14 protein-coding genes are annotated in these 23,659 nt (G+C 33.5%); 1 reads left to right on the top strand and 13 read right to left on the bottom strand.

Annotated features, from left to right (window positions below):
* Positions 1–107: 107 nt before the first annotated feature.
* The 8 genes from OD803_RS08110 to OD803_RS08075 form a co-directional block, all read right to left on the bottom strand.
* Positions 108–5,285, bottom strand: a complete 5,178-nt coding sequence (locus tag OD803_RS08110; protein ID WP_262733056.1) for a choice-of-anchor Q domain-containing protein — start codon at positions 5,283–5,285, stop codon at positions 108–110.
* Positions 5,286–5,437: 152 nt separating this feature from the next.
* Positions 5,438–6,319, bottom strand: a complete 882-nt coding sequence (locus OD803_RS08105; protein ID WP_262733055.1) for a hypothetical protein — start codon at positions 6,317–6,319, stop codon at positions 5,438–5,440.
* Positions 6,320–6,323: 4 nt separating this feature from the next.
* On the bottom strand, positions 6,324–6,794 hold the full coding sequence (locus OD803_RS08100; protein WP_262733054.1) for a T9SS type A sorting domain-containing protein: 471 nt from the start codon (positions 6,792–6,794) through the stop codon (positions 6,324–6,326).
* Positions 6,795–7,410: 616 nt separating this feature from the next.
* Positions 7,411–8,043, bottom strand: coding sequence for a response regulator transcription factor (locus tag OD803_RS08095; protein ID WP_131508386.1), 633 nt, complete (start codon positions 8,041–8,043; stop codon positions 7,411–7,413).
* 3 nt (positions 8,044–8,046) lie between these two features.
* Complete coding sequence (locus OD803_RS08090) at positions 8,047–10,071, bottom strand: sensor histidine kinase (RefSeq protein ID WP_262733053.1); 2,025 nt, start codon at positions 10,069–10,071, stop codon at positions 8,047–8,049.
* A 39-nt stretch (positions 10,072–10,110) separates the two neighbouring features.
* The gene (gene purL, locus OD803_RS08085; RefSeq protein WP_262733052.1) at positions 10,111–13,773 is read right to left on the bottom strand and encodes a phosphoribosylformylglycinamidine synthase; all 3,663 of its coding nucleotides are present in this window, start codon (positions 13,771–13,773) and stop codon (positions 10,111–10,113) included.
* A 144-nt stretch (positions 13,774–13,917) separates the two neighbouring features.
* Positions 13,918–15,747: an endonuclease gene (locus tag OD803_RS08080; protein ID WP_262733051.1), complete on the bottom strand. Its 1,830-nt coding sequence runs from the start codon at positions 15,745–15,747 to the stop codon at positions 13,918–13,920.
* Positions 15,748–15,756: 9 nt separating this feature from the next.
* Complete coding sequence (locus OD803_RS08075; protein ID WP_129761291.1) at positions 15,757–16,971, bottom strand: RsmB/NOP family class I SAM-dependent RNA methyltransferase; 1,215 nt, start codon at positions 16,969–16,971, stop codon at positions 15,757–15,759.
* A gap of 92 nt (positions 16,972–17,063) precedes the next feature.
* Between OD803_RS08075 and OD803_RS08070 the strand changes: the two genes are divergently transcribed.
* Positions 17,064–18,161 carry a WD40/YVTN/BNR-like repeat-containing protein gene (locus OD803_RS08070; RefSeq protein ID WP_262733050.1) on the top strand — a complete coding sequence of 366 codons (1,098 nt, stop codon included), beginning with the start codon at positions 17,064–17,066 and terminating at the stop codon, positions 18,159–18,161.
* Between the two features lie 32 nt (positions 18,162–18,193).
* Here OD803_RS08070 and OD803_RS08065 read toward each other — a convergent pair whose 3' ends face one another.
* The 5 genes from OD803_RS08065 to OD803_RS08045 all read right to left on the bottom strand — a co-directional run bounded on the left by OD803_RS08065 (position 18,194) and on the right by OD803_RS08045 (position 23,578).
* A complete protein-coding gene (locus OD803_RS08065) occupies positions 18,194–18,640 on the bottom strand; it encodes a Spy/CpxP family protein refolding chaperone (protein ID WP_262733049.1) in 447 nt (148 codons plus the stop codon).
* A gap of 2 nt (positions 18,641–18,642) precedes the next feature.
* Complete coding sequence (locus tag OD803_RS08060) at positions 18,643–19,143, bottom strand: hypothetical protein (RefSeq protein WP_129761294.1); 501 nt, start codon at positions 19,141–19,143, stop codon at positions 18,643–18,645.
* A gap of 32 nt (positions 19,144–19,175) precedes the next feature.
* Complete coding sequence (locus tag OD803_RS08055) at positions 19,176–19,718, bottom strand: RNA polymerase sigma factor (protein WP_262733048.1); 543 nt, start codon at positions 19,716–19,718, stop codon at positions 19,176–19,178.
* 306 nt (positions 19,719–20,024) lie between these two features.
* The gene (locus OD803_RS08050) at positions 20,025–21,848 is read right to left on the bottom strand and encodes an ABC transporter ATP-binding protein (protein ID WP_129761296.1); all 1,824 of its coding nucleotides are present in this window, start codon (positions 21,846–21,848) and stop codon (positions 20,025–20,027) included.
* Positions 21,848–23,578 carry a phospho-sugar mutase gene (locus OD803_RS08045; RefSeq protein ID WP_262733047.1) on the bottom strand — a complete coding sequence of 577 codons (1,731 nt, stop codon included), beginning with the start codon at positions 23,576–23,578 and terminating at the stop codon, positions 21,848–21,850. Before OD803_RS08045 ends, OD803_RS08050 begins: the two co-directional genes overlap by 1 nt.
* Between the last annotated feature and the right edge of the window lie 81 nt (positions 23,579–23,659).

Genomic DNA, 23,659 nt, shown 5'->3' with positions numbered 1-23,659 from the left:
GTGCTTGATGATATAGTAAATGTATTAAAATTAAAAGATTTAAAAAAGGCCAAAACAATTTATAGTCTTGACCTTTTTTTTAGTTGATTAATAGCATCGTTTAATTTTTACTGCTTAATAATTTTAAAACTTTCAGTTTTATTATTGCTTGCTAGCTTTAGTATATATATTCCTGTTGGTAATGATGTTACATCTATAATTGATGTTTTAACGCTATTTGATTTTAGAACTTCTTGGCCTTGTATATTGTATATACTGTAGTCAAACTGCTGATTCTCTGTTTTTATGTTTAGTATATTACTTACTGGGTTAGGATAGATTTTAAAATCTGTAGTTGAAACATCACTAATAGTTAAAGTCGATTGAAGTTCATAAGCGCCAATATCTATAGTGCCGTCAAATAGTCTTGGATTACCTGCTAAATCTAGATTAATATCTGGTATAGTGGCATTTGTTCCTGCGTTGACTAGAGGAGAAGATGTTGTTAATGCGTAATCACCGTTTAAATTAGGAGCAGTGTTGGCTAGTATAGGATTAACAAATGCTGGATTTGTAGTCATCATCAAGTTTCCAACTCCAGTATTGTTAAAGTCTCCGTTTAATGAGTAACTTATATCGCAGCTTGTACATTGTCCCATATTAGGAAAAGCAAACCCAGCATCATTTCCACTTACTACTGAATTTGTCATAGTAAAGGACTCTCCTATATTTCCACTAGTAGGCACGTAAGCAAATATTCCACCATTGTAATTGTCTGCATAATTTCCTGAAACAGTAATGTTTGTAACAGTAGTAGTTGATGTAAATAAATACATGCCACCACCTTGACTTATTGCTTTGTTACCAGAGAATAGAGCGTTTTCTATGGTTGTGTTTGCATAGCGAGTTTCAATAGCACCACCTGTTGCAGCAGAATTGTTTTGAAACGTTGTGTTAAAAATTACTAATTCACTCATTGTGATATCTGCTAGTACTTCGCCTGATTGAGGTTGTACTCCGTGGAATGCAATAGCTCCTCCAATACTAGCTGTGTTACTAGTGAATTTACAATTAGAAATAATCATGTTTGCTTCAGAAGCATATATAGCACCACCAGATGTTTGTTCAAGACCACCAGTTGTTGGAACATTTCCGTTTTGAAAATGAATGCCCTCTATAATAGTACCTAAACTTTGAATATTGAAGATTCTAGAATTATTATTGCTACTAATTATTGTGTTTTCTATACCGTTTCCAAAGAATGTAAGTGGTTTGTCTATAAATATTTCACCTGAAGTTAAAATAATGCTACTTCCATTAAGTGCTGGATCAAAAGAGATTGTTGTGCCATCGCAAGCATTTTCAATAACATGACGCAAAGACCCTGGACCACTATCTGCAGTAGATGTAACCATAACAGAATTTTCGCAAGCTATGAAAAATTCATAAGCTCCTAAATCTACAGTTGAATTGTATATTCTTGGGTTTCCATCTAAATCTTCAGTTAAGTCTATAAAATTATTGTCGCCAGCATCTATGGCTGGAGAGCTATCGGTTAATTTGTAACCATCAACATATATAGGGTCTGCGTTTTCAATGTTATTTCCACCATCATTTACATTTGGAGGAATGCTACCATTGTTTCCAGAAGTAATATTAAAGAATAAACAATGTGATACAATAGGTGAGTTTGCTCCTCCATTATTTATATTTCCGTTGCTGCCACTGTTATTAGTGAATATACTATTTGTAGCTGTAACGTTACCAGCAAATAAATGAATACCTCCACCGTGAGAGGCAATATTGTTTGATATAGTACAATTTATTGTTACAAGACTTCCACTTTCGGCTGAAATTGCGCCACCACCAGCAGTTGCAATGTTGTCAAAGAACAAGCTATTGGAAATAGTCGTTGTGGTTGAACTGTTACCAAAGTTTATTATAGCACCACCAACACCATTATTAATTCCGTTTCCGTAGGCGGTATTGTTTTTAAAGATGCAGTTGTTTATGTTTATGTTTTCAGCATTTCTAATATAAATACCAGCTCCAGCACGACCAATGGCTACTTGCGAGTTATCAGAATCATCATCGGCATAACCATTTTCAATAATAAACCCATCTAGTGTAACATTGTTTTCGTTTAAGGTTATAATAGTATGTGAATCTCCAGAATTTGACGTGTTGTCATTGTTTAAATCTCCTGAAAGAATAGTTAGATTTTCTGACCAGTTACGTTCACTTGCTGTAGTTTCGGTGCCATTAAAACCTCCAAGAATGGTTATATTATTAGGAATGATAAAACTGTCGGTTTCAAGTAAACCTGGTTTGTATGTGCCAGATGCTACCCATATTTCATTAGCGCATATAGCATTGTTGATAGCATCTTGTAGGCTCGTGAATGCGTTGTTCCAATTGCTTCCATCATTTGCGCCAGTTGCACTAGCATTTACATAAAGAACATTAGGTGAGCCAATACAAGAATCAAACTCATAAGCACCTCTGTCAATATTAGAGCCAATAATACGCTCATTACCATCTAAATCAAATGTTGAATTGTTATGTGTTGAAAGGCCCGAATCTATTGCACTTGAGGTTTCCGAAACTCTAAAGTTTTTATTTAAAGCATCAACAAACAAAGGGTCGTTAGATGAATTTGAGTTGGTATTGTAAATGTTGTTTATAATACAATGGGTTATGTTTGAATTAGGAGCGTAAATTTGAGTGTTAATTTGTGTGTTGTTTGGGTCATTTGCTCTTGTGTTGTCCCAAAGAATTGAATTGTGAATGTTTACAGTTGCTGTAGTTCCGTTCCAAACTCTAATGCCAGCTCCAGCTTCAGAATCGCCATCATTTTCTGTTAATGTGCAGTTAACAATATTATAGGTTGTTACACCATTATCTAATATGCTTATTCCGCCACCTGTTCCTACATTACCATAAAATAAACTATTTGTGATGTTTACAACACCATCTTCATTAGCGTTTTGTCTTGACCAAATAGCACCTCCATTTAGATTTGCTGAGTTGTCATTAAAGATGCAGTTTTCAATATTTACATTTAAAGTGGCTTCACCAGAGAATGTATTTATAGTTATCGCTCCGCCACTACCATTATTGCCACTAGAAGTGCCTGTTGAGATGTTGTCTTTAAATGTGCAGTATTCAAGGTTTATACCTACAGTGCTTCCTGTAACACCATCTAAAAACAATGCTCCAGCCGAGGTTAAAGATTGGTTGTTTTTAAATATACAGTTTTTTACAGTTGGAGTAGAGGTATCACTACCTGATGTGGTTCTGTTTAACCAAGCACCACCTCTTTGGCCATATGTTTCTATTTTTACAGCATTTCCTTTTTCAATGGTAAACCCATCTAATAGCATATTGTTGCCTACGTTTGTTGTTTTAATGATATTATAACTGTTGTCATTAATTTGATTTGGAGCGTTAATGTCTCCACTTAAAACAGTTATATTATTTTCCCAATCTCTTTGATTAGAGTTGGTTTCAGTACCGCTAAAGCCGCCAAGTATTATTATGTCTTCAGGAAGATGAAATGATTCATCGCGATTACCTGCTATTTGGTTGTTACCATCATCTGGATAGTAGGTTCCTTGAGCTACCCAAACTTCTTGTAATGTAATTCCACAACTTGAATTGTACATATCCAAAGCGTTTTGTAATGACGAAAATGCATAAGCCCAAGAGCTGCCATCTTGATAAGTACTTGTATTGTTTGCGTTGACATATATTACATTATTGTTGAATGTTGGACATTCAGACGAGCCATTTTCATATGGTCCTAAATCTATGTTACTACCATTTAATCTTAAATTATTGTCTAAATCCCTTAAACTGTTATTGTAAGAGTTATTTCCTGCTCCAATTGCGGGAGATGTATTTTGTAATCTGTAATCTTGATTAGGAGCATCCTCAAAAAGCGGATTAGAATCTAAAATATTTGTTCCGTTACTATAACCACCTTGTATAATATTTGTGTCTGCAATACCATTAAAGCTTTGAATATTGGTTGTGTTATTCCAGATAATAGAATTGTATAAAGTATTTCCATTGGTAGCATTTAAGCGTAAGGCAGTGCTATTGTTTGAAAATGAAGAATTGGAAATATTAATTATTCCATTTCCATTACTTAAAGCAATAGAAGCATTGTCGTTAAAAAGAGTGTTTGTTATTGTTAGTGTTTTATTATCGTTTAAATTTATAATATAAGGTATGCTATTGTTAGAGAATTGACACTTGTCAATAAGGATGTTACCATATGGATTAATTACAGAACCTAAACTGTGTACAGATGAATTACCAGAAAAAGTACTTTTTGATATTGTTGCGTCTGTACCATTGAAATAAATAGCAGAACCACTTATACCATTATTTGCTGTATGTGAATTGTTAGTAAAAGAGCAATTTTCTATAACAGGTGGTAAACTACTACTTCCACTAGTATAAATAGCTCCACCACCTGAACCTGAGGAGTTGCCATCAAAAATTGAATTTTTAATAACTGTGCCTTCCGTTGTCCCCATATAAAAAGCGCCACCTCTACTTGCTGTATTTGATGAAAACGTACAATTATCAATAATAGGACCTCCATAGTCCCAGTTTAAGGTGTTGTTATAAATTGCACCACCTTCGTTTGCCATGTTTGTTTCAAAAGTACAGTCTCTTATTATTAAGCTTCCTGGTTCAATTTCTACAATATATATAGCGCCACCTTTAGCGTTGTAGGAAGTAGTATTTATTGCTTTATTGTTTATGAACTTGCAATTTGAAATAACGGTAGCGTTTGCTCCTCGTGCAAACATGCCTCCGCCCTCATTACTTCCATAGCCACCTGAATTATCTGCATTGCTATTTATAATTGTAAAACCGTCTATAACATTGTAGTCGCCAGATGTTCTAAAAATGGTATAGACAAAGTTTTGGTCATTATTGTTTTGTTGTATATCACCATTTAGAATTGTTGGGTAGAGTTCTGGGTTTCTAGAGTTATTACTTGCGTTATAACCACCTAAAAGAGTAATGTAGTTTTTGTTCAACAAAAAATAACTAGAACGATCGTTGTCGGTTTGGGTAGCTCCTAAATCTGGATAATAATTTCCTTGAGCAACATGTATTTCATCATAACTACTGGCTGCATTTAAAGCGTCTGTTAAGTGTTGATATGCATTTGCCCAAGATGTGCCATCGTTGTTTCCACCAGAAACATTAACATTAACATAAATAGTGTTTTGAGCTATAGGTGTTAATGAAAATAGTAGAAATAGTAATTGTAGTAGTTTTTTCATAACTATATAGGTTGTTGATTCGATATGCTAAATTATATTAGTGTAGAACTCTATTCAATACGTAGGTCTACGTAGTGTAATTAGAATTAAAAAAGAAAGAGGCCAAACGTTTTTAAATTTTGACCTCTCAAAGGATTGATTAATAGCTTAGTTTAATTTTGTTCTGCAGGCTTATAAGTACCACAAAGGCAAGGGTAGTTTAGCCCATTTATAACTTCTTGTTCTACATTAAAGAATCGAGGTATTGTTAAACCTCCACCGTTTCCTATACTTGTGTAGTTAAAAGTAATGGTACCTCTAACTCCTCTAGATTCATCTGCAGCGTTTTCTGAAAAGTTTTGTGAATTATTAAAACCAGAATCATTAAAAGAATCTCCTTTAGTAACAGAAGAGGTGATAACCCAAAAAGGAACGTTGTCATAATTTGAATTAGATGAATAATTACCAATAACAATAGCTTGTGTTATTTGTTCGGCAGTAAATGCTCTTGCATATGGTTCTTCAGGATAGCTATCCTTACACATTTCATTTGCTGCTTGCCAACCAGTTTTACCATTGTAACTAAACTTTCCATCATCAGATGGGTAGCTTCTACCTAAAATATAAGGTTCCATTAGGACAGGATTGGTTACTGTAGATGCTGTCTTAGCATGTAGCGCATATGGTACACTTAATAACTGACTTGTAACAATAATAGTATAGTTTGTGCCTCCATCGGGATCTGTTTCGGTTTTAATAAAATAGGTATCAGATGACCAATCAATAGTACTTAAGTCTCCAGATATTACTGATCCACTACCTATTTCTATGCTTATCAATCCGTTTTGGTTTGTTACTGGTGCATGTGTTTCTGTATAAACCGCTGTACCTGTAGAGCTTCCTTGCAAAATGCTTATTTGCGTACCAACGCTAGCATTGCTAACAAGTTCGTTAGATGCATTTCTTATAACTGCTTGATAGCTCATTTTTTCAGGACTTTGAGCATATGACAAAAAATAGCAAAACACACATGCGATAAGGTATAGTTTTCTCATAATATTAGTTTTTAATGATTTTGAATGTTTTTATAAGATTAGATTGATGATATATGTTTAAAAAGTAGGTGGCCGAAGGTTTCTGCTTCATATTAATAATTGTGCTATTAGAGACTATTTTCTCTATGCTAATTGTTTCACCTATGAGGTTGATAAGTCTATAAGATAAATCAGGATTGTCGTTTTCTAACTTAAGTTGTAATGTATTGGTTGTAGGATTTGGAAAAGCAACTATTTTTAATGATATAGCACTTTCTTGTGTTCCTAATGTTTCTGAAATTGAATACGATTGTTGTACACCTTGCTCAATACTTCCGCTTGAAGACGTGCTACTGGTGTAGGCAATCTGTCCTATAGTATAACTTACGCTACCTTGAGAGCTATTTGCTGTGTTGCCACTGCTTACTGTAGCAGTCTGTGCAACTATTTTTGTATTAAAAAGCAAGACTATAACTATTAAAATAAGTTTTTTCATAACTATATAGGTTATTGATTCTATATGCTAAATTATACTAGTGTAGAGCTCTATTCAATACGTAGGTCTACGTAGTGTAATTAGGATATTTTGATACTGAATAAAAGAAAGTCCAACGCTACGTTTAAACAGGTTTTCAATGTTTTTGGTATCGCATTGATAGCGTTTAGAAAGTTGTTTTAGTGATGTGTTTTCGTTTAAAAAGTGTAGGTGAAAAATAATACTATCTAATATTGAAGGTGTAAGATCTTTAAGTTTAGATGTATTTAGTTGTGCTAAAAATTCATCAGAATTGGTAGCCTCTATAGTTATATTATTCTGAGTAAGATGATCTACATATGTTGGTCTGCATTTAACTACAAATTGAGAATGTTTTAATTGTAAAGGGGTTGCAAGTGGCTTGTGATAGGTTGTGTTGTTTTCTTCAGAATATAAAATGTAACTATATCCATCGGGTTGTAATAGATGATAGTCTTTATTGCTTATGCTTACATAAAAGATATCTACAACCCAATAATTAATAGGTAAATGGTATTTGTGCTTAGTGATAATAGGATGTTACAATTTTATAAGTTTCAAAATTATAACATGTTGTTTGGTAGTAAAATACGTAGGCTTACGTATTAAAAAGGTCTGGGTTTTGTTTTAACCAGACAAAAAGTGCATTTTGGTTGGTGGTATCTATCTCTAGCTTTTTTATAATGTTACTTCGGTGTTTTTCAACAGTACGTTTAGAGATAAATAGCTCTTCGGCAATCTGTGTGCTGTTGAGGTTTTTTTCTAAGTATTTTAATATTTTTAATTCGGTAGCAGTTAAAGTTTCAATGGATGTATTAGTGCTGCTATCAAAATGAACTGTGCTTTTTAGCTTCTTTCCTATGTAAGTGTTGTTATTGTTAATACTATCTAAGCATAGCTCTAACTCTTCTAAAGCACTGTCTTTTGTAATGTATCCATGTATAGTTTTTCCCACTTCGTTTAGTAACGATTCTTGCTTATGAAGTGTTAAAATAATAACTTTAGTATTTATCTGATTGCGTTGTATTTCTTGTGCGACTTCGAGCCCATTTAGTTTAGGCATGTCAAAATCCAGTATAGCAATATCAGGAACTTGTTTTGAAATTTTGTTGTACGCAGTATTTCCGTCGGTTGCAGTATCAATAACTTTAAACCACTTTTTTTCTAAAAATTCTTTTGTTCCATTAAGTAGTAATGGGTGGTCATCTGCAAGAATGATAGTTGTTGGCATTGTTTAACGTTTAGGAACTTTTATTTGTATCGTTGTGCCTTTTCCTTTAACAGAATCAATACTCAACTGAGCACCGATTATTTGGGCACGCTCTTTTAGAGTTTTTAATCCAAGGCTATCTATAATTTGACTGTTTTCAGACACATCAAACCCAATACCATTATCTTTTATTTGAAATAATACAGAATCGTTTAGGTTTTCAACCATGATGTTACAAGCTTTTGCTTTAGAGTGTTTTTCAACATTGTTTAAGCATTCTTGTAGCATTCTAAAAACAAAAATTTCTTTGTCTTTAGAAATTTCTAACTTTTCGATTTCAATAACTTCTGAATAGAAGATGTCAGAGTTTTTCTGAAAATTCTCAACCGTATTTTTAATTGAAGCTAATAAACCCAATTTTTCAAACTGAAAAGGATGAAGACTTTGAGATATATGTCTCACTTCATCAATAGTGTCGTCTATAATTTTGGTGTCTTGGTTTTGTGTATCGTTGAGCAAAACTTTATTTTTTATAAGTAACAGACTTTGGCCCACACTATCGTGAAGTTCGCTAGAAATGCGTTTGCGTTCAGTTTCTACATTTCTAATTAAATCTTGTGCAAAGGTTTTTTGTAGTTGTGCTTTTTTTTGTGAAAATCTTCGAGAACGCCATAAAACGATAATACTAAACAGTGCTATTAATGCTAAAATGCTAAACCATAAGGTTTGTTTTTTGCGTTTGTTTTGTTCATCTAGAAGTGCAATTTCACTATTTTGTTCTTCTATCTTTTTGTCTCGTTTTGCAGTTTCATAAAGCGTTTGGTAATAGGCTAGTGCTTTGGCTTTTTGTACCGACTGTATCGAGTCTTCAATTTTTTTTGAAGCTTTATAAAACGAAAGTGCTTCATTAGGTTTATTTAATTTTTCGTAGACTTCAGATAAGAATTTCTGAGCCTTTCTTTTTCCTTTAATGTCATTACTTGTAGATACAATGTTTAAGTGCTCTATACCAAGTGTCTCTGCCTTTTCGTAGTCTTTTTCAGCAAAAGCTAGTTTTTTTATGGCTTTATAATATCTAGCTTTATGGATGCCTTGTGTGTTTTGTTGGTCTTTTTCAACTTCTTTTAAATAGAATTTCGCCTTTTCTAAACTATCATTTTCGGCATAAGCAATAGTGAGCGCATTCAATAAAATAGGGTTGAAGTAATTGAAATGATTCGATTTTTTACAAACCACCATAGCTTTGTGAAGATTCTCAATACGTTGGGTTTCTAAACCTAGCTTTTTTAAATCGTTTGCTTCGTTAACATACAGTGAGATAAGCTGTCCGTAACTTTTAGTTTCGGTGGCTAATTTTATAGTTTCTTTGCGTTCTTTTTGAGCTTCTTCTATAAAACCATTAGCACTATACAATATGGCTAAGGAGTTTTTAGCAGCTATAATATTGAAAGTGTCTTTTTCTGTGGTGAAAATTTCTGAAGCTTGTTTTAGAGTTTGCGAAGCCAGCGCAAATTTTCCTTCATCAGAATAGGCGTAACCTTTATACAGAATCGCAAATCCTTTAACCCGATTATCATTAGCTTTTTCGGCATAAGTAATGGCTTTGTCGTAGTGAGACATTGCAGAGTCTACTTGCTTGGTAAAGTAATAACTATCGCCAGAGTCTATATATAAACCTGCTAAATTTCTAGCACTAATATTATTTTTTAAGGCTTTAAAATAAGTATTGAAAATAGCAATACCTGTTTTAGGTTTTCCTAAAAAATTATTGTGATAATTAATAAGGTTTGTAGTGTTGTAAGCCGCAATATTAAAAGAGTCTAGCTTTATAGCGAGATCTATAGTAGTACGTGCAATAGAGTCGTATGGAAAACTAGATTTATCTCTAACAACCGATGTTAGGCTATCTAAAAGAAATAACTTTTTGGCATCGTCCTTTTCAGATTGTATTTCAGTTTTTAGTTGATTTACGAGTGGTTTTAAATCTGAATCTTGAGCATTTACAGATAAAAAAAATAGTAGAGAAAATACGAGTGAAAGTTGTTTCATTTGGGGTAATTTCTCTACTAAATTAATTAAAAAAAATGATTACTTGTTTTCAATCCATTTTCTAGCATTTACAAAGGCTTCTAACCAAGGCGACACTTCATCTTGTCGTCCATCAGGATAATTTGCCCAGTTCCATTGAAATGTAGAACGCTCAATATGTGGCATAGTCACCAAATGTCTTCCAGTTTTATCAGTCATCATAGCTGTATTAAAATCTGAACCATTTGGGTTATGAGGATATTCAGCATAACCATATTTTGCAACAATATTGTATTGATCTTCAGCATAAGGAAGGTTGAATTTTCCTTCACCATGAGAAATCCAAACACCTAGTGTGCTACCTGCTAACGTTGAAAGCATAATAGAGTTATTCTCTTGAATTTTTACAGACGTAAATGAGCTCTCGTGTTTATGAGAATCATTATGCACCATTTTACCATGCTGCTCATGCTCTGGATTAATAAGATCTAGTTCCATCATTAACTGGCAACCGTTACAAATACCAACAGAAAGCGTGTCTTCTCTTTCAAAGAAATTTTTAATGACTTCGTTGGCTTTGTCATTGTATTTAATAGCACCAGCCCAACCTTTAGCAGAGCCTAAAACATCAGAGTTTGAGAAACCACCAACAGCACCAAGGAACTGAATGTCTTCTAAAGTTTCACGACCAGAAATTAAATCGGTCATGTGTACATCTTTAACATCAAAACCTGCTAAGTACATGGCATTTGCCATTTCACGTTCAGAGTTACTTCCTTTTTCACGCAGAATTGCAGCTTTAGGTCTTGGTTTGCTACCGTCAATACTAGGCAATTTACCTGTAAAATGACTTGGGAATGTATATTGAAGTGGTTGTTGTTTGTAGTTGTTGTAACGTGCTTCAGCCAAACCATTAGCAGTTTGTTTCTGGTCGAGTAGGAAAGAGGTTTTGTACCACATATCTCGTAATCTCGAAACCGTCATGGTAAATACTTCGCTTGCGTTGATGATGCTTAATACATCAGCATCAGTTACTTTTCCAATGTTATGGAAGGTAATTCCAGCATCAGACAATGTGTTTTCTATGCTATTATCTGTAGATTGAATAACTATACCTGCGTTTTCAGCAAATAAAACTTTGAATGAATCTTTTTCAGCCAATTCAGTAATATCTAATTCTGCACCAAGATTGTTATCTGCAAAACACAATTCAAGTAAAGTTGTAATCAATCCACCAGAAGCCACATCATGACCAGCAACAATTTTATTATCTTTTATTAATTGCTGAATCGTGTTAAACACAGTTTTAGTATAAGCTGCACTTTTTACATTTGGTGTGCTGTTTCCTACTTTATTATTGATTTGTGCAAACGAGCTACCACCAAGTTTAAAGTCGTCTTGAGATATATTGATATAATAAATATCGCCTTTATCCTTCTTGAAAACAGGTTCTACAACCTTAGAAATATCGTTACAATTTGCTGCAGCAGAAATGATAACTGTACCAGGAGAAATAACGTCACCATCAGGATATTTTTGTTTCATAGAAAGCGAATCCTTTCCTGTTGGTACATTGATGCCTAAATCTATTGCAAATTCAGAAACAGCTTTAACTGCTTCATATAATCGAGCATCTTCGCCTTCGTTTTTACAAGGCCACATCCAGTTGGCTGAAAGCGAAACACTTTGCAAACCATCTTTTAATGGTGCCCAAATAATATTTGTTAAGGCTTCTGTAATAGAATTACGACTACCAGCAACAGGATTTATTAATCCTGAGATAGGTGAGTGGCCAATACTTGTGGCAATACCTTCTTTTCCTTTATAATCTAAAGCCATTACACCTACATTATTTAATGGAAGTTGTAATGGACCAGCACACTGCTGTTTGGCTACTTTACCACCAACACAACGGTCTACTTTGTTAGTTAACCAATCTTTACAAGCTACAGCTTCGAGTTGTAATAGTTGGTCTAAGTAATCGTAAAAGTTATCTGAATTATAGGATAGATCACTGTAGTTTTTGTCAACCGTATGATCTGTCATTATAGTTTTTGGAGAGCTACCAAACATGTCTTCTAAAGCCAAATCCATTGGTTTGTCACCATTGGTTTTAGACTCAAAAGTAAAACGATGCTTGCCAGTAACCTCACCAACATCGTAGATTGGTGAACGTTCTCTGTCTGCAATTTTATGTAATGTGTCTAAGTGTTTTTCTGAAATGACTAATCCCATACGCTCTTGAGACTCGTTACCAATAATTTCTTTGGCAGAAAGTGTAGGATCACCCACTGGTAATTTATCTAAATCAATGTGTCCACCTGTGTCTTCAACCAATTCTGATAAACAGTTAAGATGTCCACCAGCACCATGATCGTGAATAGAAACAATTGAATTTTCATCACTCTCTACCATACCACGAACCGCATTGGCAGCACGTTTTTGCATTTCTGGGTTAGAACGCTGTACGGCATTTAACTCAATACCACTGTCAAATTCGCCAGTATCAGCAGACGATACAGCAGCACCTCCCATACCAATTCGGTAATTATCACCACCTAAAATTACGATTTTATCACCTTCTTTTGGTGTGTCTTTTATGGCTTGATCTGCTTTTCCGTAACCAATACCACCAGCTTGCATAATCACTTTGTCATAACCGATTTTATCGCTGCCTTCTTGGTGCTCAAAAGTTAAAACAGAACCACAAATAAGAGGTTGCCCAAATTTATTTCCAAAATCAGACGCTCCATTAGATGCTTTAATTAGAATATCCATTGGAGTTTGGTACAACCATTTGCGCTCAGGAAACGCCTTTTCCCAAGGACGCTCTTCTTCTAAACGCGAATACGATGTCATATAAACTGCTGTTCCGGCTAAAGGAATAGAACCTTTACCACCAGCAAGTCTATCTCTAATCTCTCCTCCAGAACCTGTTGCAGCACCATTAAAAGGCTCTACAGTTGTTGGGAAATTGTGTGTTTCTGCTTTTAATGAAATTACAGATTCAAAATCTTTAGTTTGGTAATATTCAGGAACATCAGCACGTTTTGGAGCAAATTGTTCTACAACAGGTCCTTTTATAAACGCTACGTTATCTTTGTATGCAGAAACAATATCGTTTGGATTTTGTTTTGATGTTTCTTTAATCAATTTGAATAAAGAAGTTGGTTTTTCTTCACCATCAATAACAAAAGTTCCGTTGAAAATTTTATGACGACAGTGCTCTGAGTTCACTTGTGAGAACCCGAATACTTCAGAGTCTGTTAATGGACGACCAATCTTTTTTGAAACACCTTCAAGATATTCAATTTCTTCGTCGCTAAGCGCTAGACCTTCTTGTTGGTTATAAGCTGAAATATTTTCAATATTTTGAATCGCTTCAGGTTGAATATTTATGGTAAAGATGTCTTGATTTAAGCTTGAAAACTTTTCAGAAATCATTGGGTCGTACCCTTTAAAATCTTCAGATGTAGAAATGAATTCTTCAATTCTAATGATGCCAGAAATTCCCATGTTTTGAGTAATTTCTACAGCATTTGTACTCCAAGGCGTTATCATGGCAGCTCTTGGGCCAACAAAAAAAGCATCGAGAGATGCTTGTTCTATTTTTGGCTGGTCGCCAAATAACCATACTAATTTAGAAATGGTTTCTGTTGATAATTCTTTTGTGGCTTGAACAGCAAATACTTTGCTGTTTTGGTTTCCGAAGAAATGAATCATTATGCGTATGTTATAGTTGTGTTTTGAAAGTGCAAAAATACACTTTTTTTCGTGTAATGATGATTATTTCAATTATTGATTGTAGGATTTATTCACGAGGTTTTGAACAAAAAAAAGCGACTTGTAAGAGTCGCTTTTTTAAGTTTAGTTTTTTATGAGCTTTTTGCTTAAGGTAGAATTACCTTGTTTAATTCTTAAAATATAAACTCCTGTTGAAAGTTGTTCTGTATTTATTGTACTAGAATTGTTAATTACTTTTGATAAAACATGCTTACCTAAAACATTAAATATGTCGATTTGAGTTTCGATTTGACTGTTAAGTTTAATGTTTAAACTATTTTTTACTGGATTTGGATAAATTGAAATAGCTTCTATACTATTTTCAGGTAAACTTAAACTTGAATAACATGTCCAAGATAAATTATCCATTCCTACTCTGGCATCACCAGAGTTATTATCCTCAATAACCACAGTTACATTTCCATCAACATTAATATCAGTAATAGTTGTAGTTTGTACAGTGTCGCTATAAGGGATTGTGCCTACAAGATTTCCATTTACCATTACATTTAAGGTTCCATCTGAACCAGAAAAGATACGTTGAGTAGTAATCGTAAAACTTCCAATACCACCACTAAGAGTAGGTGAGGTTAAAGATGCGCCATCAGTAGTGCCTCTATAATCGATTAATATAGCTCTACTGCCTTCTATGGTTTGGTCTGTTCTAGCTTCGGTAGCGTTCCAAGTACCACTATCTCCTGTCCAGGTTCTATCAGTATATTGCGAACTGTTTGCTGGTATGTCTTCAAAATCTTCTGAGGCACACTCATCACCATTAGCTCCAGCTTCAGTTGTGGTGCCATTTACTGAATTACTTTGAGAAGATTCGTTTCCTGCATCATCTTTTGCAATTACATAAAACGAATATGTAGTTTCTGGAGTTAAGTTAACTACAGTTGCTGAATTTGTGGTAACCGTCATATTATATACACCATCTACATAAACATCATAAGCAGTAACACCTATATTGTCAGTTGATGCAGTCCAATCTAAAGAAATTGTAGTTGAACCTTCGTTAGTAACCATAAGATTGGTTGGAGTAGAAGGAGCTTCGGTGTCAGGAGTTATGTTCCAAATCATTTCAACGTACTCAGGATGGTCAACAAAAGGGTTTCTGTTACTCTGATGGTTGTAATAGATATTGTTATTTCTATCTATTTCTTTTTGAGAAACAGGGTCCATTTGGTGCCATGTTAGAAGTATGTTTAAAAAAGGATCGTCTAATACTTTGTCTGAACTTCCGTCAAACATAGCATAGCTTCCCCAACTACTAATTTGATCTTCGTATCGCGTTACAAAATAGAAGTAGATACGAGCAATGTCTCCTTTAAATTCATCAATAGGTTCAAAAACTGTATTGGTATAACCAGCAGAGTAACCACTATTGAGGTTGCCTCCAAGTTTAGAGCCATTTTGCGTTGGATTAGAAATATTACTTTGACTAACTAATTGACTGTTATCAACAACTCCGAAAGGGTAACTACTTCTAAAACCATTAACACGACCATCAGTAGGTAAGAGGTGATGAGCGTCACTTCTCATTGGAGTATTTTGGCTGAAAACAGATTGTGGAATGACATGCTCTTTGTTATAGCAATCGCCTTCTACACTGTAATTTCCGCATTCGTCACTAACCGGAGAGAATGTGTAAGGGTCTGATCCTGATGGATTTTCTGAATAAGGGTCTAAAATCGTATTACTTCCTGTTTCATAGTAGTTGTCTAAATCATAAGAAGCAATAAAACCATCCATAGCATCATAACCTTGATCGTTATGGTTGTCTATAATGTTGTGTAGTTGCGTTTTTAAAGTGTAGCCAGTTCCTGTGGCACTATCGTAATAGCCTGCTGGAATTTGTGCAAAAGCTACAGTTGAAAAAATTAAAGTAGCTATTAAAGTGTAGAATTGTTTCATCTATTTAGTTTATTTTTTCTTTTCAAGTAATGCCATGTAAAACCCATCAAAACCTGATTTATGGGCTAAAATCTTTTTGTCTTTTACAAAGGTAAAGTCTTTTCCAGATTCCGATGTTAAAAATTTGTCAACTTGTTTTTGGTTTTCAGAAGGTAAAACCGAACATGTAGCATACACTAGTTTGCCACCAGGTTTTACCATTTTAGAGTATTGTTGTAATACCTCTTGTTGTGTTACTCTTATGCTGTCTAGAAATTCAGGTTCTAATTTCCATTTTGCATCAGGATTTCTACGTAAAACACCTAATCCAGAACAAGGAGCGTCAATTAAAACTCTATCGGCTTTGTCATAAAGTTTTTTGATAGGTTTTGTAGAGTCAATAACACGCATGTCAAAATTATGAACACCATTACGCTTGGCTCTGGTTTTCAGCTTTTTTAACTTACTTTCATAAATATCCATTGCAATCACCTGACCTTTGTTTTGCATCAAAGCAGCGATGTGTAATGTTTTACCACCAGCTCCAGCACAAGTGTCTACAACTTTCATTCCTGGTTGCACATCTAAAAAGTCGGCTACTAATTGAGACGATGCATCTTGTACTTCGAACCAACCATCTTTAAAAGCTTCGGTTTTAAATACATTAGCGCGTTCTTTTAATTTTAGAGCGTAAGGATAGTTGTTTAAAAACTCGGTTTCAATATCTTCAGACTGAAGTTTTAACTGTAAGTCTTTTTTGTTGGTTTTTAAAGTGTTTACACGTAAGATAACTTCGGCTTGCTCATTTTGCATAGCAATTTCCTTAGTCCATGTATCTTCACCTAATTCTGCAATTCCAACTTCATCAATCCAATCAGGAATGGACTCGCGGAATTTTCTAATTTTTGATAATTCATCAAAACGACCTTTAATTTTACGTGTTGGCGTATTTACAAAATACTTCCAATCAGGTAGACGAATACCTTTTAAGGTTGCCCAAACAGCAAACATTCGCCAAAGGTTGTCTCTGTCGTAAGGTGCTTTAACTTCAGCTATTTCAGCATATAAACGTTTCCAACGTACAATGTCGTAAGTGGTTTCGGCAACAAACGATCTGTCTCTGCTTCCCCAACGTTTATCACGCTTTAAAAGTGATTGAATTACCTTGTCGGCATATTCACCTTCGTTAAATATCTTGTGTAAGCCGTCAATAACGGCAAAACATAAATTTCTATGTAATCGCATTGTAAAAAGTTCAGCATGCAAAGATACGGTTAATATGTTGATTTATTTTAAAGTTGTGTTATATTTCTGTTTTTAAGAAAAATATATTTGAAATGAGAATATTAGTTGTTGCTGTATTGCTAGTTATGTTAAGTTCATGTAATGGTAAGGAAGCTAAAAGAGTTAATAGTTTTACAAGTGTTGAAATTGAAACTATTATTACAGAAGATTCATTATTAGATGTTAGAGCAATTAAAATTGCGAATGGCAAAGTTTGGTTTGCTGGTTCTAATGGTAATTTTGGTTTTGAATCAATTGATGAAATGAATAAAGAGAATTCAAATGTATTTGGTTCTTCAGATTTTGGTGAAAGATTGTCCTATTGGTCAAGACTTTTTAAATCAGATACTTCAGCGCTAGCCATTAGATCAATAGATAAGATTGAAGATGCATTATTTGTGTTATCAATAGCTTCACCAGCCATGTTATATAAATTTGAAGACAATGAAATTAAACTTGTTTACCAAGAAATCCATCCAAAAGCATTTTACGATTCTATGGATTTTTGGAACAACCAAGAAGGTATTGCTATTGGTGATCCAACTGATGATTGTATGAGTGTAATAATTACCAGAGATAGTGGAGAAACATGGACTAAATTGCCTTGTGAAGATTTACCGAAAACTATAAATGGCGAAGCAGCTTTTGCAGCAAGCGATACTAATATCGCTATAGTTGACAACCATACTTGGGTTGCTACAGGAGGAAAAGCGAGCAGAATTTTATATTCACCAGATAAAGGGGCAACTTGGGAAGTTTATGATACTCCAATTATTCAAGGAAAAGAAACTACAGGAATGTACTCTTTGGATTTTTATGATGCACAACATGGTTTTGCAATAGGAGGAGATTATACCCAACCTAATGATACTATAGACAATAAAATACGAACAGAAGATGGAGGAAAAACATGGAGTGTGGTTGCTAACGGAAAAGGACCAGGTTATAGAAGTTGTGTGCAATATGTACCAAATAGTAATGCCAAAGAATTAGTTGCTGTAGGTTTTAATGGAATTGACTACACTAATAATGCAGGAGATTCATGGAAACATCTTAGTGATGAAGGGTTTTATACCATAAGGTTTTTAAACGATTCAGTAGCTTATGCAGCAGGAAAAGGACGAATTTCTAAACTTACTTTTAAGAACTAAAAAAAAAGAGCCTGAAAAGGCTCTTTAATTATTTAGGGTTTGTTTTTTCGTTCTTGTCTACGTTTTTTAAACTCTTCAAACATTTTTCGTTTAAAGTTTTCTTCAGCAGTTTTAAGTTGCAGGATTTTTTTTGAACTAATCACTTTTCTTAAACTGTCAAAAAAGTCAGTTCTTAAATTGTGTTTTTCGTTTTCTAGTTTTATAAGATCATCTAAAATAGCTTTAGCTTCAGCTTCAGAAATGTCATTATTTATTTTTCGCTTCTTTTCTCTAGATAGTTCACGTAGCATGTCTTCTTCTAGCTCATAAGCATTATATATAGGCCAAAACTTTTGTGCTTCACTTTCGGTAAGGTTTAAGTGTTCTGTTATAAATGCTATTTTTAGTGCGTTAATGCGTTCTTTTTTTTCTTCATGAGATTGAGAAAAAGCAGTAGCAAAAAGGCAAATAAAACAAAGGGATACTATTAATTTTTTCATTATTAATCAGTAATTAAATCTTCAACAGTTGTATTTTCAATAATATAATTTTCAAGGGTGTTTTCGGTTATTGATAGTTCCGAAAAGTCGTAAATGCTAATATCATCATTGGTAACTAAAGAAGCAAAGTCCTCATTGGTAAAATCTTCTTCACTAATGTAGCTTTCAATAGATGTTAGCTCAAGGTCATCAAAACTTATTTGGTCTTCAGAACCAAAAAACAAATTAAAAGCTAAAACCATACATGCTGCTATTGCTGCAACTGATGCTGCTTTTTTCCAATTAAACAACTTTATAACTTTGGTTTCTGGTTGCGTTTTCACAGCATCTAACACCTTTACATCTAAATTTTCAAAATAAGACTCAGGCACTTTAAATCCATTAGTATCTATTTTTGAAGATAGCTTAGCTTGATTTAGTATAGAATCGTCTAAACCTTCAAAATAGTTTTTTGGAGTTTTAAAGCCAGTTGTTTTAATATGTTCTAATTTTTTGTTTTTCATTTGTTTATTTGACTAAAATATACTCAAAAGGTTTAATTTGAGGTTAGGTAGCCTTCTATTTTTTTTACTGCAATATGGTAGGATGCTTTTAATGCTCCTTCGCTTGTATCTAGTATTTCAGCCATGTCTTTGTATTTTATATCATCAAAATATTTCATATTGAATACAAGTTGTTGTTTTTGAGGCAACGTTGCAATGGCTTGCTGTAATTTTAATTGTATATCGTCTCCTTCAAAGTATACATCAGCTTTTAAATTGGAAATTGAGTGTTGCTGAAACTCTTCATTACTAATTTGAAGGTGTTTCGCATTTTTGTTTAAATGAGTTATAGATTCGTTGGTAGCGATACGATACATCCATGAAAACAATTTACTATCTCCTTTAAAATTATGAATGTTCTTATACACTTTTATAAATGTATTTTGAAGTACATCATCAGCATCATCGTGTGAAATCACAATTTTTCGAATATGCCAATATAAGCGTTCCTTGTAAAGCGATAGTAATTCTTTAAAGGCTTGTTCTTTGGTGTTTTCGGTTCTTAATCTAAGTAATAGCTCTTTTTCGTCAGTCACTTATAAGTTTATTATTTAGACTTTTGAAAATATGAAAAGTTTAATTAAAAAAAGTGGTTTTTTATTTTAAAATTTAAAATACTGATTTGCAATATGTTAATATAATTTTTATCGATTAAGTGTAACTTTATTACGATGAAATGCATTTTTTTCTTGCTTTGTAAGAATTTTTGTTTTATGTTTACATCACCTAACCTACTAGCTTATTGCCAGTGTCCCCAAATCTGGTAATATAAAGAAAGGGATACATCCTAAATAGATGTATCCCTTTTATATTTACTTATTTATTTTAAGTGAAATAGTAGCTTATTCAAAACTTTGCATGTCTACAAGTTTTTTGTAAACACCATTTAAAGCAATAAGTTCGTTGTGTTTGCCTTGTTCGGCAATTTCACCTTTTTGCATAACTATAATTTCATCGGCATTTTGAATGGTAGACAGCCTATGCGCTATAACAATTGACGTTCTGTTTTTCATCATGTTTTCTAATGCAACTTGTACTAAGCGTTCACTTTCTGTATCAAGGGCAGAAGTTGCTTCGTCTAAAATCATGATAGGAGGATTTTTTAGGACTGCTCTGGCAATGCTTAAACGTTGTTTTTGACCACCAGATAATTTTCCTCCAGAGTCGCCAATGTTGGTGTCTATTCCGTTAGGTAAATCTTTAACAAACTCCCAAGCATTAGCTACCTTTAAGGCTTCAATAATTTCTTCATCAGTGGCATCTTTTTTACCAAGAAGAATATTATTTTTTACAGACTCGTTGAATAATATTGAATCTTGAGTAACCAATCCCATAAGGTTCCTCAACGATTTTTTAGTAAGGTCTTTAATGTTATCACCATCAATTTCAATACTACCTTTAGTAACATCATAAAAACGAGTTACAAGATTTGCAATTGTAGATTTTCCGCTACCTGATTGCCCAACTAAAGCAATGGTTTTACCTTTAGGTACTTTAATGGAAAAGTTTTTAAGCACTAGATCGTCTTCATATTTAAAAGACACATCGTTTATCGCTATTTCAGAATTAAAATCTGATTTGTTTTTGGCGTTAGGTTTATCTTCAAGTGGAGAAGGTGTGTTTAGAATTTCCAGTACTCGTTCGGCAGCCGCATTTCCTTTTTTCACACTATAGCTTGCTTTGCTTATAGCTTTTGCAGGTGTTAAAATATTGTATGCTAATCCCATATAAACAATAAATAAACCTGCCTCTAAGCTGCCATCAATTAAAACCATTTGACCTCCATACCATAGTAGAATGGAAATAACCAAAATACCTAAAAACTCACTAGTTGGCGATGCTAAATTTTGACGGTTAAGTAGGTTGTTTGAAAACTTGTTGAATCGTGTTGTAGATTCTTTAAACTTTTCGCCAAATATTTTTTGAGAGTTAAAACCTTTAATCACTTTAAGTCCACCAAGAGTTTCTTCAATGATAGATAGTAATTGACCTTGTTCACTTTGAACTCTGTCAGAACGTTTTTTTAAGCTTTTTCCAATTCTGGAAATAATAAAACCAGAAACAGGAATAAAAATAAAAACAAACAACGTGAGTTTAGCACTAATGAGAAACATGGTAATGATTGTAAATAGTATCATTAACGGTTCTCTAACAATAAGCTCTAGTATCGACAAGAATGAAGTTTGTATTTCTTGAACATCGGTTGTTATTCTAGCAATAGTATCTCCTTTTCGTTTTTCAGAAAAGTAAGCGATAGGTAAATCTACCACTTTGTCATACAATTCATTTCTTATGTCTTTTAAAACACCGTTTCTTAAAAAGGTGATAAAGTACATTGCTAAATAGCTAAATAGGTTTTTTAGTAAAAACATACTTACTACCAAAACTACCATAAAAATAAGGACATCGTCATGTCCTTCATTAGCTTTTTGAGTAACAAAGTAATTTAAATAGCTTTCTAAATAATCTTTAATTTTAGAAATGCCTTCCCAAGTTGGCTTAGTGTTTATTTGTTTGGTTTTATCAAATAACACATTAAGCATTGGAAATAGAGAAACCATAGCTAAAGTACCAAACAATGCATAAAAAACATTGCTTATAATATTGAGTACAGCATAACTTTTATAAGGTTTCGCAAAGCGAAGTATTTGCTTAAAGTAATTCATTAATTTATTTTCATGTCGTCAACAATGGCGTCAATTTTCGATTCCAATTTTTGTTCCACTGTTTTAAAGTCTGACACATTGTCTAATGTAGTGTTTACGCTGATGTAAAACTTAATTTTTGGTTCGGTACCACTTGGTCTAAGTGCTATTTTACTACCATCTTCGGTATAGTAAATCAATACGTTAGATTTTGGAATATCAATGGCTTCTTCAGTATTGTTTTTTACATCTTTTGCAATAGATAATTGGTAGTCTTCAATTCTAACTACTTTTGAGCCATTAACTTCTTTTAACGGATTTTCTCTAGCATCAATCATCATTTGCTTAATTTCTTGAGCGCCTTCAATTCCTTTTTTGGTTAATGATATTAAACGCTCTTTATACAATCCGTGTTCAGCGTATAAATCAATTAATGCTTCATATAGTGTTTTACCTTCAGCTTTAGCCTGAGCAGCAATTTCACAAGCTAAAAGGGTAGAGGTTACAGCATCTTTGTCTCTTACGAAATCACCAACCATGAATCCAAAACTTTCTTCACCACCACCAATAAAATCCATATTAGGGAAGTCTTTAATCATTTTAGCAATCCATTTAAAACCAGTTAAACCAATTTTGCATTCTACATCATAAGCATTTGCTAAAACCGACATCATAGGTGTAGATACAATTGTAGAGCCTACAAATTGATTACCATTGATTTTACCAGAGTTTTTCCATTGTTTTAATAAGAAATCAGTCATTAAAATCATGGTTTGATTACCATTTAAAATCACCAATTCATTATCTAGGTTTCTTACAGCAACACCCAAGCGGTCACAATCAGGATCAGTGCCAATTACAATATCTCCATTTACTTTTTCAGCAAGTTCCATAGCCATTTTTAAAGCTTCGGGTTCTTCAGGATTTGGTGATGCCACAGTAGGGAAATCGCCATTAGGTTGACGCTGTTCTTCTACTATGTTTACATTGGTATAACCAGCTCTTTTTAGAGTTTCAGGAACAGCAGTAATTGAGGTTCCGTGTAAAGAGGTAAATACAATATTTAAGTTTTCTTTGGCTTCTGTGGAGGTGTTAAAACTTCCGTTTTTTACTGAGTTATCAATAAACACATTATCAATAGCTTCACCTATGTATTCGATTAAATCTGTATTTGCTTCAAATTTAATTTCAGAATAATCCAACTTGTTTATTTCAGCAATAATTTCGGCATCTTGTGGTGGTACTAATTGTCCGCCATCTTGCCAATATACTTTGTATCCATTGTATTCAGGAGGATTGTGCGAAGCAGTAAGTACAATTCCGCAGTGACAACCTAAATGTTTTAGCGTAAATGATAGTTCAGGAGTAGCTCTTAAATCTTCAAATAAATACACTTGAATTCCGTTTGCCGAAAATACATCTGCTACAACTTTGCCGAAAGTATTACTGTTGTGTCTACAATCATAAGCAATGGCAACTTTTATAGTTTCTCCAGAAAATACTTGTTTTAAGTAATTGCTTAGTCCTTGTGTGTTTTTTCCTAACGTGTATTTGTTAATTCGGTTAGTGCCAAGTCCCATAATACCTCTCATTCCTCCAGTACCAAACTCAAGGTCTTTGTAAAAGCATTCTTTAAGCTCTTTTGGGTTGGTTGCAATTAAATGTTTTATCTGTTCTTGAGTGTTATCGTCAAAAGTTGGTGTTAACCAAGTGTTCACTCTCTCTAATAATTCTGGTTCAATATAAATCATAAGTTATCTGAAATTGTATATAACAAAAATAAACAATTAGGTAAATGTTAAAGTTTAATTAGGCGTTAATTTATAAGAAAA

The sequence above is a fragment of the Gaetbulibacter sp. NE genome, from assembly GCF_025548475.1.
GTDB classification, from domain to species: Bacteria; Bacteroidota; Bacteroidia; order Flavobacteriales; family Flavobacteriaceae; genus Gaetbulibacter_B; species Gaetbulibacter_B jejuensis.
This window is presented reverse-complemented; position numbering and strand designations above follow the sequence as displayed.

Bases quoted from the DNA above. Each gene is read 5' to 3' on its own strand.
- OD803_RS08110 (WP_262733056.1), bottom strand. From the start codon at position 5,285: ATGAAAAAACTACTACAATTACTATTTCTACTATTTTCATTAACACCT.
- OD803_RS08105 (WP_262733055.1), bottom strand. From the start codon at position 6,319: ATGAGAAAACTATACCTTATCGCATGTGTGTTTTGCTATTTTTTGTCA.
- OD803_RS08100 (WP_262733054.1), bottom strand. From the start codon at position 6,794: ATGAAAAAACTTATTTTAATAGTTATAGTCTTGCTTTTTAATACAAAA.
- OD803_RS08095 (WP_131508386.1), bottom strand. From the start codon at position 8,043: ATGCCAACAACTATCATTCTTGCAGATGACCACCCATTACTACTTAAT.
- OD803_RS08090 (WP_262733053.1), bottom strand. From the start codon at position 10,071: ATGAAACAACTTTCACTCGTATTTTCTCTACTATTTTTTTTATCTGTA.
- purL (WP_262733052.1), bottom strand. From the start codon at position 13,773: ATGATTCATTTCTTCGGAAACCAAAACAGCAAAGTATTTGCTGTTCAA.
- OD803_RS08080 (WP_262733051.1), bottom strand. From the start codon at position 15,747: ATGAAACAATTCTACACTTTAATAGCTACTTTAATTTTTTCAACTGTA.
- OD803_RS08075 (WP_129761291.1), bottom strand. From the start codon at position 16,971: ATGCGATTACATAGAAATTTATGTTTTGCCGTTATTGACGGCTTACAC.
- OD803_RS08070 (WP_262733050.1), top strand. From the start codon at position 17,064: ATGAGAATATTAGTTGTTGCTGTATTGCTAGTTATGTTAAGTTCATGT.
- OD803_RS08065 (WP_262733049.1), bottom strand. From the start codon at position 18,640: ATGAAAAAATTAATAGTATCCCTTTGTTTTATTTGCCTTTTTGCTACT.
- OD803_RS08060 (WP_129761294.1), bottom strand. From the start codon at position 19,143: ATGAAAAACAAAAAATTAGAACATATTAAAACAACTGGCTTTAAAACT.
- OD803_RS08050 (WP_129761296.1), bottom strand. From the start codon at position 21,848: ATGAATTACTTTAAGCAAATACTTCGCTTTGCGAAACCTTATAAAAGT.
- OD803_RS08045 (WP_262733047.1), bottom strand. From the start codon at position 23,578: ATGATTTATATTGAACCAGAATTATTAGAGAGAGTGAACACTTGGTTA.